At 62.8% G+C, this 14,612-nt stretch carries 19 protein-coding genes and 1 pseudogene; 9 read left to right on the forward strand and 11 right to left on the reverse strand.

What is annotated here, in order from left to right:
• Positions 1 to 100: 100 nt before the first annotated feature.
• Together V3H18_RS05325 and V3H18_RS05330 are read right to left on the reverse strand one after the other, a co-directional pair.
• On the reverse strand, positions 101 to 448 hold the full coding sequence (locus V3H18_RS05325; protein WP_332080906.1) for a YidB family protein: 348 nt from the start codon (positions 446 to 448) through the stop codon (positions 101 to 103).
• Between the two features lie 109 nt (positions 449 to 557).
• Positions 558 to 1,502, reverse strand: coding sequence for an LOG family protein (locus V3H18_RS05330; protein WP_332080907.1), 945 nt, complete (start codon positions 1,500 to 1,502; stop codon positions 558 to 560).
• Positions 1,503 to 1,623: 121 nt separating this feature from the next.
• Here V3H18_RS05330 and V3H18_RS05335 point away from each other — a divergent pair, with 121 nt between their 5' ends.
• The 6 genes from V3H18_RS05335 (at position 1,624) to V3H18_RS05360 (ending at position 5,816) form a co-directional block, all read left to right on the forward strand.
• A complete protein-coding gene (locus V3H18_RS05335; protein WP_332080909.1) occupies positions 1,624 to 2,370 on the forward strand; it encodes a YebC/PmpR family DNA-binding transcriptional regulator in 747 nt (248 codons plus the stop codon).
• Positions 2,371 to 2,430: 60 nt separating this feature from the next.
• Positions 2,431 to 3,051, forward strand: a complete 621-nt coding sequence (locus V3H18_RS05340; RefSeq protein WP_332080910.1) for a TetR/AcrR family transcriptional regulator — start codon at positions 2,431 to 2,433, stop codon at positions 3,049 to 3,051.
• A 110-nt stretch (positions 3,052 to 3,161) separates the two neighbouring features.
• A complete protein-coding gene (gene minC, locus V3H18_RS05345; protein WP_332080911.1) occupies positions 3,162 to 3,962 on the forward strand; it encodes a septum site-determining protein MinC in 801 nt (266 codons plus the stop codon).
• A gap of 14 nt (positions 3,963 to 3,976) precedes the next feature.
• Positions 3,977 to 4,792 (forward strand): septum site-determining protein MinD, encoded by an 816-nt coding sequence (minD, locus tag V3H18_RS05350; protein WP_332080912.1) that lies wholly within the window; start codon positions 3,977 to 3,979, stop codon positions 4,790 to 4,792.
• Positions 4,789 to 5,079 (forward strand): cell division topological specificity factor MinE, encoded by a 291-nt coding sequence (gene minE / locus V3H18_RS05355; protein ID WP_332080913.1) that lies wholly within the window; start codon positions 4,789 to 4,791, stop codon positions 5,077 to 5,079. The genes minD and minE overlap by 4 nt, the downstream gene beginning before the upstream one ends.
• Before the next feature lie 236 nt (positions 5,080 to 5,315).
• Positions 5,316 to 5,816, forward strand: coding sequence for a DUF2852 domain-containing protein (locus V3H18_RS05360; RefSeq protein WP_332080914.1), 501 nt, complete (start codon positions 5,316 to 5,318; stop codon positions 5,814 to 5,816).
• A gap of 187 nt (positions 5,817 to 6,003) precedes the next feature.
• Here the strand turns inward: V3H18_RS05360 and V3H18_RS05365 are convergent, their stop codons facing one another.
• Positions 6,004 to 9,225 carry a hypothetical protein gene (locus V3H18_RS05365; RefSeq protein ID WP_332080915.1) on the reverse strand — a complete coding sequence of 1,074 codons (3,222 nt, stop codon included), beginning with the start codon at positions 9,223 to 9,225 and terminating at the stop codon, positions 6,004 to 6,006.
• A gap of 238 nt (positions 9,226 to 9,463) precedes the next feature.
• Between V3H18_RS05365 and V3H18_RS05370 the strand changes: the two genes are divergently transcribed.
• A complete protein-coding gene (locus V3H18_RS05370) occupies positions 9,464 to 10,402 on the forward strand; it encodes an extensin-like domain-containing protein (RefSeq protein WP_332080916.1) in 939 nt (312 codons plus the stop codon).
• A gap of 74 nt (positions 10,403 to 10,476) precedes the next feature.
• Complete coding sequence (locus V3H18_RS05375) at positions 10,477 to 10,704, forward strand: hypothetical protein (RefSeq protein ID WP_332080917.1); 228 nt, start codon at positions 10,477 to 10,479, stop codon at positions 10,702 to 10,704.
• 325 nt (positions 10,705 to 11,029) lie between these two features.
• Here the strand turns inward: V3H18_RS05375 and V3H18_RS16640 are convergent, their stop codons facing one another.
• Genes V3H18_RS16640 through V3H18_RS05395 form a run of 5 tightly spaced genes read right to left on the reverse strand, consistent with a single transcriptional unit; the run spans position 11,030 to position 12,482 of the window.
• Positions 11,030 to 11,107, reverse strand: coding sequence for a DUF6460 domain-containing protein (locus tag V3H18_RS16640; protein ID WP_408631761.1), 78 nt, complete (start codon positions 11,105 to 11,107; stop codon positions 11,030 to 11,032).
• Positions 11,108 to 11,123: 16 nt separating this feature from the next.
• Entirely contained in the window at positions 11,124 to 11,336 is a 213-nt protein-coding gene (locus V3H18_RS05380; protein WP_332080918.1) for a type II toxin-antitoxin system HicA family toxin, read from the reverse strand.
• The gene (locus V3H18_RS05385; protein ID WP_332080919.1) at positions 11,333 to 11,539 is read right to left on the reverse strand and encodes a type II toxin-antitoxin system HicB family antitoxin; all 207 of its coding nucleotides are present in this window, start codon (positions 11,537 to 11,539) and stop codon (positions 11,333 to 11,335) included. Before V3H18_RS05385 ends, V3H18_RS05380 begins: the two co-directional genes overlap by 4 nt.
• Before the next feature lie 18 nt (positions 11,540 to 11,557).
• Positions 11,558 to 11,977 carry a DUF6460 domain-containing protein gene (locus tag V3H18_RS05390; protein ID WP_332080920.1) on the reverse strand — a complete coding sequence of 140 codons (420 nt, stop codon included), beginning with the start codon at positions 11,975 to 11,977 and terminating at the stop codon, positions 11,558 to 11,560.
• A gap of 37 nt (positions 11,978 to 12,014) precedes the next feature.
• A complete protein-coding gene (locus tag V3H18_RS05395; protein WP_332080921.1) occupies positions 12,015 to 12,482 on the reverse strand; it encodes a hypothetical protein in 468 nt (155 codons plus the stop codon).
• A 167-nt stretch (positions 12,483 to 12,649) separates the two neighbouring features.
• Between V3H18_RS05395 and V3H18_RS05400 the strand changes: the two genes are divergently transcribed.
• Positions 12,650 to 13,075 (forward strand): Hsp20 family protein, encoded by a 426-nt coding sequence (locus V3H18_RS05400; RefSeq protein ID WP_332080922.1) that lies wholly within the window; start codon positions 12,650 to 12,652, stop codon positions 13,073 to 13,075.
• A 15-nt stretch (positions 13,076 to 13,090) separates the two neighbouring features.
• Here the strand turns inward: V3H18_RS05400 and V3H18_RS05405 are convergent, their stop codons facing one another.
• From V3H18_RS05405 to V3H18_RS05415, 3 genes and pseudogenes are all read right to left on the reverse strand, one after another.
• Positions 13,091 to 13,924, reverse strand: a complete 834-nt coding sequence (locus V3H18_RS05405) for an FTR1 family iron permease (RefSeq protein WP_332080923.1) — start codon at positions 13,922 to 13,924, stop codon at positions 13,091 to 13,093.
• Between the two features lies 1 nt (position 13,925).
• Positions 13,926 to 14,261: a cupredoxin domain-containing protein gene (locus tag V3H18_RS05410; protein WP_332080925.1), complete on the reverse strand. Its 336-nt coding sequence runs from the start codon at positions 14,259 to 14,261 to the stop codon at positions 13,926 to 13,928.
• A gap of 128 nt (positions 14,262 to 14,389) precedes the next feature.
• Positions 14,390 to 14,612: pseudogene (locus V3H18_RS05415) on the reverse strand (hypothetical protein); the annotation flags it as partial.

Raw genomic sequence — 14,612 nt, forward strand, 5'->3', positions numbered from 1 at the left:
GGGCGCCTGAAGCAAGGCCGTGGGGGCGCAAGAGCGCGGCGGGGGCGTGCCGGCCCGAAAGCGGTTCGGGCCGGCCTGTTGCGGCTAAAATGCGCGCGGCTTACGCCTGATCTTTGTCCGGGGGCGGCAGCTTTCCTTCGGGCGTCGCCTTGTCGATCGCCTCGGGAAGATATTTGGCGAGAAGTTCGCGCGCCTTCTCGATGTCGACGCCGGCGCCCTTCGCCAATTCCTTCAGCTTGTCCGCGTTGATCACCTGGTTGAGTTCGATGTCGCTCAATTTTTCATTGGGACCAAGGCCAACCCAGGAGTGGACTTTCTGGCCGAGGCCGGAATTCTCGAAGTTCTTGACCACGCCGTCGATGCCGCCCTGCTTCTCCACATATTCCTTGATGAGGCTCAGCGCTTCAGCGCCGATCACGCCGCCGGCGATCGCCTTAAGCCAACTCATGGTCATCCTCCAATTTCGAAATACGCCTCCCTGGACGCATTAGAGAAATATGGCGAGGCGCGGCCTTTACAATGCCTGTCGCGCCGGCGTCTCCCGCGCGTCTAAAGGCTCATTCGAAAAGCGGATTTTCCTTTCGACCATCCCAACGCCTGATTTCGTCCCAAATATCGCGGGCGCTTTCGGCGTAGCGGAAGAGATCGCGGTCCTTCGGCTCGATCGCGCCCTCCGCGACGAGAAAATCAATATTGACCGCGCGCCGCCAATAGTCTTCGCCGACGAGAATGATCGGCATCGGCTCGACCTTGCCGGTCTGCACGAGCGTGAGCGTCTCGAACAATTCGTCCAAGGTGCCAAAGCCGCCGGGAAAGGCGACAAACGCCCGCGCCCGCAGCATGAAGTGCATCTTGCGAAGGGCGAAATAGCGAAAGCGCAGACAAAGCGTCGGCGTGACGTATGAATTGGGCAATTGCTCGCGCGGCAGGGTGATGTTGAGGCCGACGGTATCGGCGCCGGCTTCGAAAGCGCCCCGATTGGCGGCCTCCATAATGCCCGGGCCGCCGCCGGTGACGATGGCGAGACGGGGCCATTCGCCGCTTCGCGCGGCCGCCCCGACGAGAGCGCCGAACTCGCGCGCGACGTCATAATAGCGCGATTTGTCATAAAACCGCTTGGCGACGGCGAGGCGCTGCGCGGCGGCCGGGTCGTCTGGCTTCGCCCGCGCCGCGCTTTGCGCCTCTTCGAATTGCGCGCGGGCGAGCGCCGGCTCCGCGATGCGGGTTGAGCCGAAGACGACGATGGCGTCGGTGACGCCATGCCGGCGCAGCGCCAGTTCCGCCTTGAGATATTCGAGTTCGAGGCGCGGCCCGCGCGCCTCTGGCGACGCGAGAAAATCCGGGTCTTCATTCGCCTTGCGATAAGAGGGGCTCGCGAGGATGGTCTGCAGCCGCTGGGCGGCGGCGAGGTCCTCGGCAAGGGCGGCCGTCCCCGCCTTCCGGCGCGCCGTCGGCCGAGGCGATTTGGGAATCCGTTTGGCGCTTTTGTCGTCTACGGTCAAAAATCGACTCCTTGGCCCATTTCTTTATTTCCGTTTCCGCCCGGCGTATATGACCCGCCGGACGCCGAAGGACGGCGAATAAGCGGCGAATCTCTTCATTCAGGGAGCAAGGCGAAAGCGCATGGCCGGGCATAGTCAATTCAAGAATATCATGCACAAGAAGGGCAAGCAGGACGCGATCCGCTCCAAGCTCTTCTCCAAGCTCGCCCGCGAAATCACCGTCGCCGCCAAGATGGGCCTGCCCGACCCGAATATGAACGCCCGCCTGCGCGCCGCCGTTCTCGCCGCCAGGGCGGAGAACATGCCCAAGGACAATATCGAGCGCGCGATCAAGAAAGCCTCCGGCGCGGACGCCGAAAATTACGACGAGGTGCGTTACGAAGGCTATGCGCCGGGCGGGGTCGCCGTCATCATCGAGGCCCTGACCGACAACCGCAACCGCACGGCGGGCGAGGTGCGCTCCTATTTCACCAAGGCCGGCGGCGCGCTCGCTGAGACGGGCGCCGTCGCTTTCATGTTCGACCGGGTCGGCCTCATCGAATTCGACAAGAAAGCCGCGACCGAGGACCAGATGATGGAGGCCGCGATCGAAGCGGGCGCCGAGGACGTCTCCGCGACGGAGGAGGCGCATGAAATCGTCACCTCCCTCGAGAGCCTGCGCGACGTGGCCAAAACGCTGGAAGAGAAATTCGGCGAGCCGCGCAAGGCGGCGCTCGTCTGGCGTCCCCAGAACACCATCAAGGTCGACGACGAAGCGGGCGAGAAAATCTTGAAGCTCGTCGGGGCGCTCGAAGACAATGACGACGTGCAGAACGTCTACGCCAATTTCGAGGTTTCCGACGCGCTCGTGGCCAAACTCTCGGGCTGACGGATTTAAAGAGCGCCGGGAGCGGCCTGCGGCGGGCGGAGGGAAAACCAAGCGACGCCCATGCATAGCAAAAGGCGCTATCATCACGGCTCCCTGAAACAGGCGCTGATCGACGCCTCCCTGGAGCTTCTCGCCGAGGGCGGGCCGTCGGCGCTGACGCTGACCGAGGCGGCGCGCCGCGCCGGCGTTTCGCCGGCCGCGCCCTATCGCCATTTCGCCGGCCGCGACGCGTTGATGAGCGAATTGGCGCGTCACGGCTTCGAGACCTTTGGCGCGCGGATCGAAGCGGCGTGGAGCGAAGGCCGGCCGGATGCGCAAAGCGCCATGCGCGCCATGTGCGCCGCCTATCTCAAATTCGCCCGCGACGAACCCGGCCTTTACGCCGCCATGTTCGGCCAGGCGGCGACCCTCGCCGATCCTGGGGCCGGCGGGGCCGCCGATCATGCGCTCGAAATTCTCTGGCGCGCGGTCGTCGCCTGGCTGCAGCAGGCCGGCGCGCCGGCGCAAGGGGCGCGCTACGCCGCGCTGCAAATTTGGGCCGCGGCCCATGGCGTCGCCATGCTGACGATCTCCGGCCATTTCGATTCGGTTAAAACGGCGGACTCCGCCCTTATTCTCGACGCCGCCGCGCAGGGGATCATGGAGGGGGCCGTCGCGCGGGCGAAGGAAGCGAAGACGTAACGCCGCGCGGCTTGGCCCAAACAAGACATTTTTAAGGAAATTGAATTTTTTAAACTTTCATTAAGGTTACCGAATTCAAATGACGGAAATCCAATTGCGCCGAGGCTGTCGTGACGCAAGCGTCTTCCCGCCATATCCGCTTCAAGGGCCGTTCCTTTCCCGTGCTGACGCTCGAGCCGGAGCCCCCGCTCGACGGCTGGATCGAGCAGCTCGACGCCTTGCTTGAACAGTCGCCCGCTTTCTTCGCGCGCAAGTCGATCGTGATCGATCTCGCGAAACTCGAACTCGAGAAAACGGGCGTCATCGACCTTCTCGAAAAGCTCTCGACGCGCGGCGTGCGCGTCATGGGGCTTTCGGGCGCCGATCCCACCTGGGCCTCGGACGATCTGCCGCCGATCCTCGCCAGCGGGCGACACCCCGCCGAGAAAGCGGAGAGCGCCGACGAATCCGCCTCGAAGGACGATAAGGCGGGAACGCTCTCGGCGAGCGAGGAAGCGGCCTTCGCGGACATCGGCAAGGCGCTTGGCGAGAGCAAGTCGCACGCAGGGACGAAGCCCGGGGAACCGCCGCGCTCCGCCGTCGCTGCGCCGCTCATCCTGGTCGAGCCGGTGCGCTCCGGCCAGTCGATCTATTACCCCGACGGCGACGTGACCGTCGTCGGCTCGGTCGCCTCAGGCGCCGAGATCATGGCCGGCGGCTCCGTCCATGTTTACGGAACCCTGCGCGGGCGCGCCATGGCGGGCGCCTATGGCGAGAAGCGCGCGCGCATCTTCTGTCGGCGCCTCGAGGCCGAGCTGCTCTCGGTCTGCGGCGTCTATCTGACCGCCGAGGAAATCGGCGCGAATATGCACCGCCAGCCGATTCAGGCCTGGCTCGAAAACGAAACCGTCAAAATCGCAAAGCTCGACTGAGAGAGGACGAGAAAATGGCCAAGACATTGGTGGTCACTTCCGGCAAGGGGGGCGTCGGCAAGACGACGTCGACCGCGTCGCTCGGAGCGGCGCTGGCCCAACAAGGCCATAAGGTCGCCGTCGTCGATTTCGACGTGGGCTTGCGCAATCTCGATCTCGTCATGGGCGCCGAGCGGCGGGTGGTCTACGACCTCATCAATGTCGCGCAGGGCGACGCCAAGCTCCATCAGGCGCTCATTCGCGACAAGCGGCTCGACAGCCTCTATCTCCTGCCCGCTTCGCAAACGCGCGACAAGGACGCGCTGACGGAAGAAGGCGTGCAGCGGGTCATCGGCGAATTGCGCGAGAAGTTCGACTGGATCGTCTGCGACAGTCCCGCGGGAATCGAGCGCGGCGCGACGCTCGCCATGCGTTTCGCCGATGTCGCCGTCGTCATCGCCAACCCGGAAGTCTCGTCGGTGCGCGACTCGGACCGCATTATCGGTCTGCTCGACGCCAAGACCGAGCGCGCCGAAAAAGGCGAGCGCGTCGAGAAATATCTGCTGCTCACCCGCTATGACGCGGGGCGCGCCGCGCGCGGCGAAATGCTGAGCGTGGACGATGTGCTGGAGATTCTCTCCATTCCGCTTATCGGCATCGTGCCCGAGAGCGACGAGGTTTTGCGCGCCTCGAACGTCGGCGCGCCGATCATTCTTCACAACGCCATGAGCGCCGCGGCGCGCGCCTATTCGGAGGCCGCCCAGCGTCTGTGCGGGGAAAGGACGCCGGTGACCATTCCTTCCGAGAAGAAAGGTTTGTTCGTTCGGCTTTTCGGTCGGAGGGCGGCATGAGCTTATTCGGATTGTTTGGACGGCGCGCCGCGACGGCGCCGGTCGCGCGCGAACGCCTGCAAATTCTCCTCGCGCATGAGCGTAAATCCTCCCGCGACTCCAATCTCATCGCGATCCTTCACAAAGAGGTTCTCGCGGCGATCTCCAAGCATATCGCCGTCGATCCCGAGAAGGTGATGGTGAAGATGCATCGCAAGGAGGACGTCTCGCTGCTCGAGATCGACATCGAGATGGAGGCGGACGCCGAAACCGCGCAGGAAGAGATGGCGAGCGAAAAAGCCGCCTGATTTTTTGCGCCCGCCACGCGGGCGCATCGGTCCCTCCCGAAGCCCTTTCATGAATCCATGGTTCATGAAGGGGCTTCGTCCTTTTTGATTCGACGCGTTTTGCCGCGGCGGCGCCCCTCGCAAATTCGATTTTCGCGCCCGCTCCCTTGCCCTTGCGCCAATGTTAATGCATATTACATCTGCATCGGCCGCCGCCGAACGGCGGGAAGGCCGGTTGGCAAGACTGGAGCCCAAACATGAGCTGCCATCATCATTTCCGCAGGTCGTCCTTCGCATCGGGCGGCGTCTCCGAGAGGGACGCGCCCTGGGGAGGCTGCGGCCGCATGTTCTGGAAGCCCTATGAGATCGCGGCGATGATTCTCGGCTTCTTCATCTTCTGGCCGATCGGCCTCGCCATCCTGTTCTGGAAACTTTGGCAGCGCAGCTATGGCTATCAGGGCGATCTCTTCGCCTTCGCGCATGAGCAGGGCGCGCGGGTGAAAGAGGCGGTCGGCGGCATGTCGCGGGAGGCGTCGCGCGGCTGGGGCGGTCCCTCCTTCATGCGCTCGACCGGCAATGTCGCCTTCGACGAATGGCGCGAGGGCGAACTCGCCCGTCTCGAGGAAGAGCGCCGCAAGGTCGCCGAGGCCGAGCGCGACTTCGCCGAGCACATCGACCAGCTGCGCCGCGCCAAGGATCGGGAAGAGTTCGAATCCTTCATGCGCGACCGTAAGGGTGGCGAAGGCAAGGAGGCGTAACGCCGCTTAGGCGCGGCAAGCGCCGCGATGAAACGAGAATTGGCGCAAATCGGTACTGTCCGATTTGCGCCATGAGCCGGACGTTACGGTACCGCTTCGTGCCGGACACTCCACGTTCGGTCATTGAGCTATTTTTCGATGATTCATTTACACAATACTAGGACCGATCCTTCTCGTCCGCTCTGAGCTAAACGGAGATTTTCATTCCACGTATGCGTAGGGCGAGAGCTTCTGTGTCGTGCTCTCCTATGTCGGCTGCGGACTTGACGCTCACACTGCGTTTGAGGATCGCCAAGTCGGTAGCGAAGCCAGCCAGGTCGTTGCCGCTCGCGGGTACTAGGAAATATGCGCCAAACCGACGAAACCCAGCGAGGAACCTGTCCAGGTTCACGCTAGTCATAGGTTCCATCACCATCGAGCGGGCAGAGGTGAGAATCATCTGATCTGTCACCTCATCGGTCAGAGTCGGCGGTCTGGCTGCGATCTGCACGCAGTAGTAATGCTGGCTTTCGTCGGGAAGGTTACGGACAATCGACACCACGATCTCTTCGTTTTTGTCCTCGTCACCGAAGCGCTCCCGCCATCGCTCAAATATCTTTCTACCTGCCCCGGCGTTCTCGAATAGGAATGCCATGACAGGGGGATTGTCGTGGCCAATCTGCAAATAGCCGCAGCCCCGCCATTTGGCACGGTCCCATGCGTGAATATCGATCACCGAGTAGACCTTCATGGCGTGGTGATCTTTGACGCTGCATTCTTCCAGACTCCGCGTCGGGCGGATCTCGGGTTGATCATTCCGCTTCTTCGAGCGTGCAGCATGTAGCTCGGACCGCTCGCTCTGCATCGGGTATGAGCGCCTTACGACCTTCTGCCAATCGGAAAGGCGCGAGTAGGGGCGCGAGACCGCGCGATTGTAACTGTTTGGCGTGACCGCGATCATGGTCATACGGTGATGTACCGCTTCGTCTCCGAACAGCTGTTCAATCAGCGCCTTATGGTCGGAGCCAAACATGCAGGTTGCCGTCAGCACGTGCAAACCCACCTCGATCAGGAATTTGCAAACATCCGGCTGGCGGTCGAAGCGGGCAACATGAAGGCTCCGAGGCCATGATATCCTCGCCATCATGTCGAGTTCATTGATCTCGATGGAAGGCTCGCCCGACTCGCGCTGAGAGATCTGAATTCGGAACGATTCTGTGTGGGGAAAAATATCGCGACCGATCGCCGTGGCGAAAAACGCTTCCAGCGATCCAACAACGGCCTCTGCGATCAGGATGGCTTCTTCCGTTTCGACTTCCACCCAGAGGCGCATTCCAAGGATGGTGCTCGCATACACTTGCGTGCTGTCATTCAGCACGAGCGGCCCGCGGATGCCTTTCGCCACAGGCTGTCCCTTGAGGCTTAACAAAAACCTCTGCACATCTTCGTCTGACATCTCGGCAGGCAGGCTACCGTCCGAACGAAGCAAGTCGTTGTAGCCGAGCATGAAAAGCAGCGAAGTTCGCGCCAGAAAGAGCCCAAGCGCCGCCAGCGTGTCCGGCAAATCTCCCAACCGGCGGAGTTGGTCCTCGTCGAGATTCAGGAACAAACTACCCAGCGCCGCATCGAGCTCTCTTACGTCTTCGCAAACCTTCTCCTTCGATTCTTCATCCAAAGGTAGTGTTGCAAGAAAGCCCTTCAGCATCTGAATCGCGAAGAGAAAATCGGGAAGATGCGACAGCTGTAGCGCTATCCACGCCCAGACTTTGAATGTCGGCACGATATCGACAGGAAGGTCGCTTACCTCCTCAGCATCGACGTAGATCGAAGCTACTGCTAAAACACACGTCGCTCGCGCGGCCCAAAGCAGACCCGCGCTGCGATATGCAAGCATCAGCAGTTGCGCCGCATCGATCAGATCCTCTGAATGTTCCCGCTTGGACAGCCCGAAGACGGCCTTGCCCAGCCACCGGATCATGTCCAGATTGTCATCAAAGTCGAGCTTCTCTGCGCGCCTCAGCAGAATCAGCGCGCCCTCCACTTCACTCGTTCGAGCCGCCACGAAGTCGGATAGCTTCTCCACCAAGTTGTTGTAGGCGGGATCGTTTCCTGCAGCGCCTCCTACGATTTCGACGAAAGTCACTAGTCCTCCGGCATCGAATTCACCAAGGCCGGTGGCCTTGTCGACGATTTCGGACAACTCCTCCCAAATGGCTGGCAGGGCGCTGCCGTCTCCGGCGAGAGTGGCGACGTTCAACTTGATCCGCACAAGCGCGGTTCTCGCCTCAAGGCTATTGTTCGGCCGGCTCGGATCATCCGCTATCGCCTCCAGCGCCTTTCGCAACGCGGCCATGCGCTCCTTGAGCCGACATTCCTCCGGCGTCATATGCCCGTGGATCACGGCATTGACGAGTAGTTGGTTAAGCGTCCCTAAGAACTCCAGGTTCGCCGAATGGTTGGACTTCAACGCTCGCGCCTGAAAGTTATCGTACGACGCATTCAGCAGCGCGAAATCATCGTACCACCAAAACGCCGTCCAGAGCTTCTGATAGCGCGCCTCCAGTTGCTGCCGGTACGTGCCGTCTGCGTCGGCAAGGCGAATAGCACGGTCGAATCTCCCGTCAGTCTCGATCCGCGGGCGCTCGAGACCACGCGAGAGTTTAGCGGCGACCAACGCCTCCGTAACGCGTTGGATCTCCATGCCGCAGAATGCACCGGGATCGGCAAGTGCGCGCTCGACATCCTCAAGCTGTTGTGTTCGCGAATAGTCTGCTGGCCCAAGCCTTACCTCTTTCCCGACGGCCTCACCCATGTTCAGGTAGTTGAAGGCGAGGTCTGCGCGGTCCTTTTCTATCACCTCACTCACTATCCATGAGCGATCGTGGATGGTGACCGGAAGGCCGAATTGCTTCGACAATTCGTCCTCCACCCGCGCCCTGTCTTTCGCTTTGGCGAAGCGGCTAGTAATGCAAATAATCCTGTCGAACTTTCGTCCCGTTTCGACGATGCCCTTGACATCCTTCCGGACTTTGTCGGCCCACGTCGCCTTCGCGCTGAAGGCAAATCCCCATCGCTCCCGGCCACTGCTCGCTTTGCCGACATAGGTCAACCCAGAGATCTCGTCCGCGACGGGGAAGGTCTCCGTGTCCGTCTTGCTGTCACCACCGCCATCAGGGCCGGTCTGCGGTCTGAGATTCGGGCAAATCGCTCTCTCGCAAAGCTTGCGGCAAAATATCTCGAACTCGTGCGTCTGATTGCGGGCGGTCAGCGTGTCGAGATGATATTCAAGCGCCGTCGCGCTGAGACTATGCGAGGTCTGCTGCTTGCTGTCCGAATAGTACTCTGGCCTTAACTGTCGCATGAAGGCTGAAGGCGAAATCCCATAATGGATGTCGCCGGGCTTTAAGCTTCTTGGAATCGCCTTCTTCATTCGGAACATAGATAGAACACTTCATAGCGTTGCGCTAGGGCAGATGGGGTTCGTCCGCCAACTTTGCGACCAGTATACTTTCAGGCGAAATATCCGGCCTACGAGGTCCAGTTTGGGTCATACGCTATCGATCAACCGGACCTGCTGCTCCGGGTATCCCGGCAACAGTCACAAAATATCTCGCGGTTAACCAAGATTTTCGACCCCGCCTTAACGGGCTGGCGTTCACGCTCGCGGCATGGTCCGCCGCGCCTCACCACTCTCGCTCTTGCTGGCGCTGGCCATTCTGGCGCTGTCGGGCTGCTCCATCGGCCAGAAGCCGGTCCGGCCGGCCTGGCGCACCCAGGCGGAGAACGCCTGTTTGGCGCAGAAGCGGGTCAACCCTTCCGAATTCATCGCCCTCGCCAATGAGGTCGACGGCCCCGGCATTTGCGGGCTCACCAAGCCCTTCAAGGTGACGGCCCTGCAGGGCGGCGCCGTTTCCTTCAACGCCACCGCGACGCTCGACTGTCCGATGGTCGCCGAGCTCGACGCCTGGCTCGCCGACACGGTGCAGCCGGCGGCGCAGGCGCGCTTCGGCCAGCAGGTCGTGCAGATCAATTCCATGGGCTCCTACGCCTGCCGCGGCATCAATAATCAGCGCGGCGCCCAGCTCTCCGAACATTCCTTCGGCAATGCGCTCGACATTGGCGGCTTCGTTCTGGCGGATGGGCGCGAGATCACGCTGGTGCGCGACTGGACGCGCGGCGACGAGCAGACCCGCGCCTTTCTGATGGAGGCGCATCGCGGCGCCTGCGGGCATTTTTCGACCGTGCTGTCGCCGGGCTCGAACGCCTTCCACTACAATCATATTCACGTCGATCTCGCGGTGCATGGCCGCTCCGGCCGCAGCATCTGCAAGCCCGAGCCTCAGGAAACCCTGCCGCCGCCCGACTCTTCGCCGCTCGTCGCGCGGAGGGAAGCCCAGCCGTCGCCCGAAGAAGAGACCGACAATGATACGACCGGCAAGCCGCCGCCCGCCGCTTTCGAGGAAGGGGATATCGGCCCGCACGCCAGTCTCGGGCGCGTCGCCGGGCCGCAGGCCTATGCGCCGCCGCCGCGCCTGGCGCCCCTCGACGGCATCGGCAAGCTGATCGACGAAACGGAGCGGACGTCGAGCATTGCGAGAAGGCGGTGATCTCGCCGCATGACGGCGACTTTATTACTTTGAAAATTCTTCCGGACAGTTGGAGGATCGGCTATTCTTCCCCCATGACCAAGCTCCTCGACAAGGCCATCGCGACCGTGCGCGAACTGCCGCCGGAAATGCAGGACGATGTCGCGCGGATGTTGCTCAGCCTTGCGGGCGACGAAGCGCCGCCCATCATTCTTTCCGAGGCGGAGCGCGCGGCGATCGCTGTTTCGAAAGCCGCCGCCGTGCGCGGCGAATTCGCAACGGAAGAGCAAGTGCGCGCCATGTGGGCGAAGCACGGCTTGTGAAGCTGTTTATACGCGCCCGGCGCTTGCCGATCTCGACGCGGTTTTGGATTTCATTGGCGGGCGGTCGCCGGCTGGCGCGCAAAAGGTCAAGCGCCGCATTCAAATCATAACTGAGACGCTTCTCTCTCACCCTTATATGGGCGCGTCTACGGACGATCCTTTACGTCATTTTCTATGAGGTCGCGGGCGAGCATGTCATCATCCATGCCGTCCGGCACGCGGCGCGATCCATCGACAATGCCGTCGCGCGCGAACTTTTCAAAAGACAGCCGCTAAATGGCGGCAAGGACGAGACGCGGCTGAAGCTATTTTTCGGGGGCGAATCTCACCGCTTCGCGCCGGTGACGTTGAAAAGCCGCAGCACGAGCCACGCCGGCACGACGAAGACGGCGCCGGTGCGCATCTCGGATCGCCCAGAATTACAGATCTTCGGGCTTCAACCCCGTCCGCTTGGCGATCCTCGCCAGCATTCGCGGCCCGATTTCTTCGCCGTCGTGGAAGGCGAAGATGAAATCCGGGAATCCCGCCTTCGCAAAAATCCGATGCGAACCGGTCGATCGCTTTTCAGACCAGCTCTTCCGCTCCAGCGCCGCGCGCAAACGCTTCGCCTTGACGCCTGGCCATGGCGTCATGCGGCCGCGAATGTGATGTGAATCGGCTCAATCGGACTTTCGCCATGCTCGATGCGATCGGCGATCACGCGTAAAGCAAGCGCTTCCGCCTGAGCGATGGCTTCTTCGCGAGTGGCGGCGTATTTCAGCGCGCCGGGAATCTCGAGGATTTCGGCGATCCAGCGGCCGTCCTCTTCTTGCTCTGTCTCAATCGTCAGATTCATCGCCATTTCTTCCCGCGCTCACCGCTTCGCGCCGGTGACGTTGAAAAGCCGCAGCACGAGCCACGCCGGAATGACGAAAACGGCGCCGGCCAGCACATAGCTGAACAGCTCCTTCACCGCGCCAAAGCCCAGTTGATAGATGCGGTCGACGAAGGCCTGCACCCCATGCAAAATGTCGATCGGCCGCAGTTCGAGCCACATCAGCAGCGCGCCGACGACGAGCGAGATGAAAAACAGCCGCACGAAAGTATTGAGCGGCGAGCCGCCGAGGAAATTCTCAAACGCGTTGTTCGACGCCATCTGGGTCTCTTCCTTGTATTCCGGGGAGCCGGGCAGGATCAGATAGTCGCGCTCGGCGGCGGGATTTTCTGGGAGCCGCTCTGGGGGCCGCGGCCTGTCGAGATGCGGCCAATTGGCGAAAGGGCTCTGATCGCTCATGCGGGCGCTCCCGCCCTGAAAGCCTCGCTTGCCGCGCTCACAGATCGTTCTCCTTGGGCGCTTCCTCGCGGAAGAGCCGCATTATGCGTCGCAGGAATCGCTCGGTAAAGGAGAGCGCCCGCTCGAATTCCTCTTCGCTCGGCCCGGCGTTCGGCCTTGCGGCGGGCGGCGCCGGCGCGGCCTGCGCGCGGGCCTTGAGGGCGGCGTTCTCCTTGCGCAGCCGCTCGATTTCAGCCTCCAGCGCGGCGCGCTCCTCGGCGCCGAGGCGGCAGACCGTGACGCCCTCCTTGACCGAGCAATAGGAAAGCGCGCCCGTCTCCTTATTCATCCTGACGAAGCCGCCGTCCATGGGCGTTAGGGCGAAGCGCTCGCCCTCGGGCGCCACGGTCGCGGGCGCTTCGGCGCGGGCCAGGGTCGGCGCGAACGGCCCGGCAAACGCCAGGACGGCGCAGGCTGAGACGGCGCCGGCCAAGACGGCGATGGGACGATGTCTTGCGTGTCGCATGGGGCCGCCTTGGCGCGAAGAGACTAGCCCGCAGATGGGAGAGCGGCCGGGCTGCGTCAATGGCGCGGCGGGCGCGCTTGAACGCGGGCGCGCGCTCGGCCATATAAGCTCCAGCCGGAGCGCCTCGAGGGCTCTAGCCCAAGAGGCGCCAGAAGGGCTTCGCATCGATGTCGCGTCCGCCGCTCAATTCGCCGTTTCTGCTCGGATTCGATGAGATCGAGCGCGCGCTCGACCGCGTCGCGCGCACGGCTTCCGACGGCTATCCGCCCTATAATATCGAGCGCATCGCCCGCAGCGACAGCGCGCCGGAGCTGCTCCGGATCACGCTCGCCGTCGCCGGCTTCACCCGCGACCAGCTCGACGTGTCGCTCGAAGAGAGCCAGCTCGTCATTCGCGGCCGACAGGTGGAGGAGCGCGAGCGCGTCTTTCTCCATCGCGGCATCGCCGCGCGGCAGTTTCAGCGCGCTTTTCTGCTGGCCGAAGGCATGCAGGTGCTCGGCGCCGATCTCGTCAACGGGCTTCTCTCGATCGATCTCGCGCGGCCGGAGCCCGAGCGCGTCGTCAAGAAGATCGAGATCGCCGCGCGGGAGTGATCCTTAAGAGGCGGACTATTCCGCCGGGGCGCGAACCGCGGGCGCCGGCGGGCGCGCGGCGAAGAATTTCGTCGCCGCGACGATGGCGGCGAGCGTCGCGACATAGACCGCGACCTGCATGGCCGAGGGCTGGTCGGCGTAACCGACCAGCGTATGCAGCACCCGTCCGAAAATGCTTTTGTCCGACAAAAGCCAGGACGTGTCCCAGGCCGTGTCCGAAAGCGCCGTGACGAGGCCCGCCTGCTGGAGAAAGCCGACGCATTGCGCGGCGAGGCCGGCGGCGAGCAAGGTGATGAGCCAGGTCGTCACCGTGAAAAGATGGCGCGAGGGGATCGCGACGAGCCCGTAATAGGTCGCAAAGCTCGTCGCCGCTCCGAGCGCAAGGCCGGCAAGACCGCCGGCGAATATGTCCCATCCCGACTCGCCCGAGGCGAGGATGCCGTAAAGAAACAGCGCCACCTCGGCGCCTTCGCGCAGCACGGCGAGGCCGACGACGCCGGTGAGCGCGAGAAGCGTCCGATCGCCTTCGGCGACCGCCCGTCCGACGTCGGAGAGATTCTTCGCCAATTCTCGTCCGTGCTGCGCCATCCAGATGTTGTGCCAGACGAGCATCACGACCGCGAGCGCGAGAATGGCGGCGTTGAAGAGCTCCTGCCCGCTGCCGGCGAAAGCGTGCGACAGTTTCTCGGCGAAGGCGGCGACGATAATCGCGCCGACGACGCCGATCGTCACGCCCGCCGCGACGAAGCCGCGCGAGCCGGCGACGCCGCGCGTCACCGCGAGCACGATGCCGACGATCAGGCCGGCTTCGATCGCTTCGCGAAAGACGATGATGAGCGCGCCGAGCATTTTATTCCGCGATGACCTCGCCCTTGGCGACGTCCTCATGGAACTCGCCCACGAATTTGTAACGGCCGGGTTTGAGCGGCCGGAGCGTGAAACTCGCCTCGCTATTGGCGGGAATCACCTTTTCGATGCGCAGCGTCTTGCTTTCGAATTCCTCGGGCGTCGCGTCGAGATTCTTGACGGTGAGCGTCACGGCCTGATTGGCGGGCACCTTCAATTCCGAAGGCTCGAAACGATGATCCTTGATGGTGAGCGTGAAGGCGTTTTCGGCGCGCGCGACGCTGGAAAGGCCGAATAGCGCTAGGACCGCGAGGGCCGCGCGAATATATGAGGACTGCAAAGACCGCATCTCCCGGAGGGTTTGTTCGCGCGCTTGTTGCGGCGCGAAAGTAAAAGGTAAGAACGCCCTGACAGGCGGTCAATTGATCTAGTCTGGAGAGTTTCCAACCTATGACTGGAAGGCGGGGCTCAGCCCGGATAGCCGTGTCGCGATTTCGACGCGCGCAGGAGCGACAGCGCGCGCCCCTCCTGGCCGCTCGAACAGGCGGCGGAAGCTTCCGCGATCTCGCTCGAAATTTGCGCATGGACGCTCGTATTGACGTGGCCCATGGAGAGATCATGGTCGACGATGCCACGATAGCGCGCGGCGGCGGCGGCGCAGCCGGAGCCCTCGGGCGGCGGCTGCTCGGCC

Origin of the sequence: Methylocystis borbori (assembly GCF_036576025.1) — a bacterium.
In the GTDB taxonomy this organism is placed as follows: Bacteria; Pseudomonadota; Alphaproteobacteria; order Rhizobiales; family Beijerinckiaceae; genus Methylocystis; species Methylocystis borbori.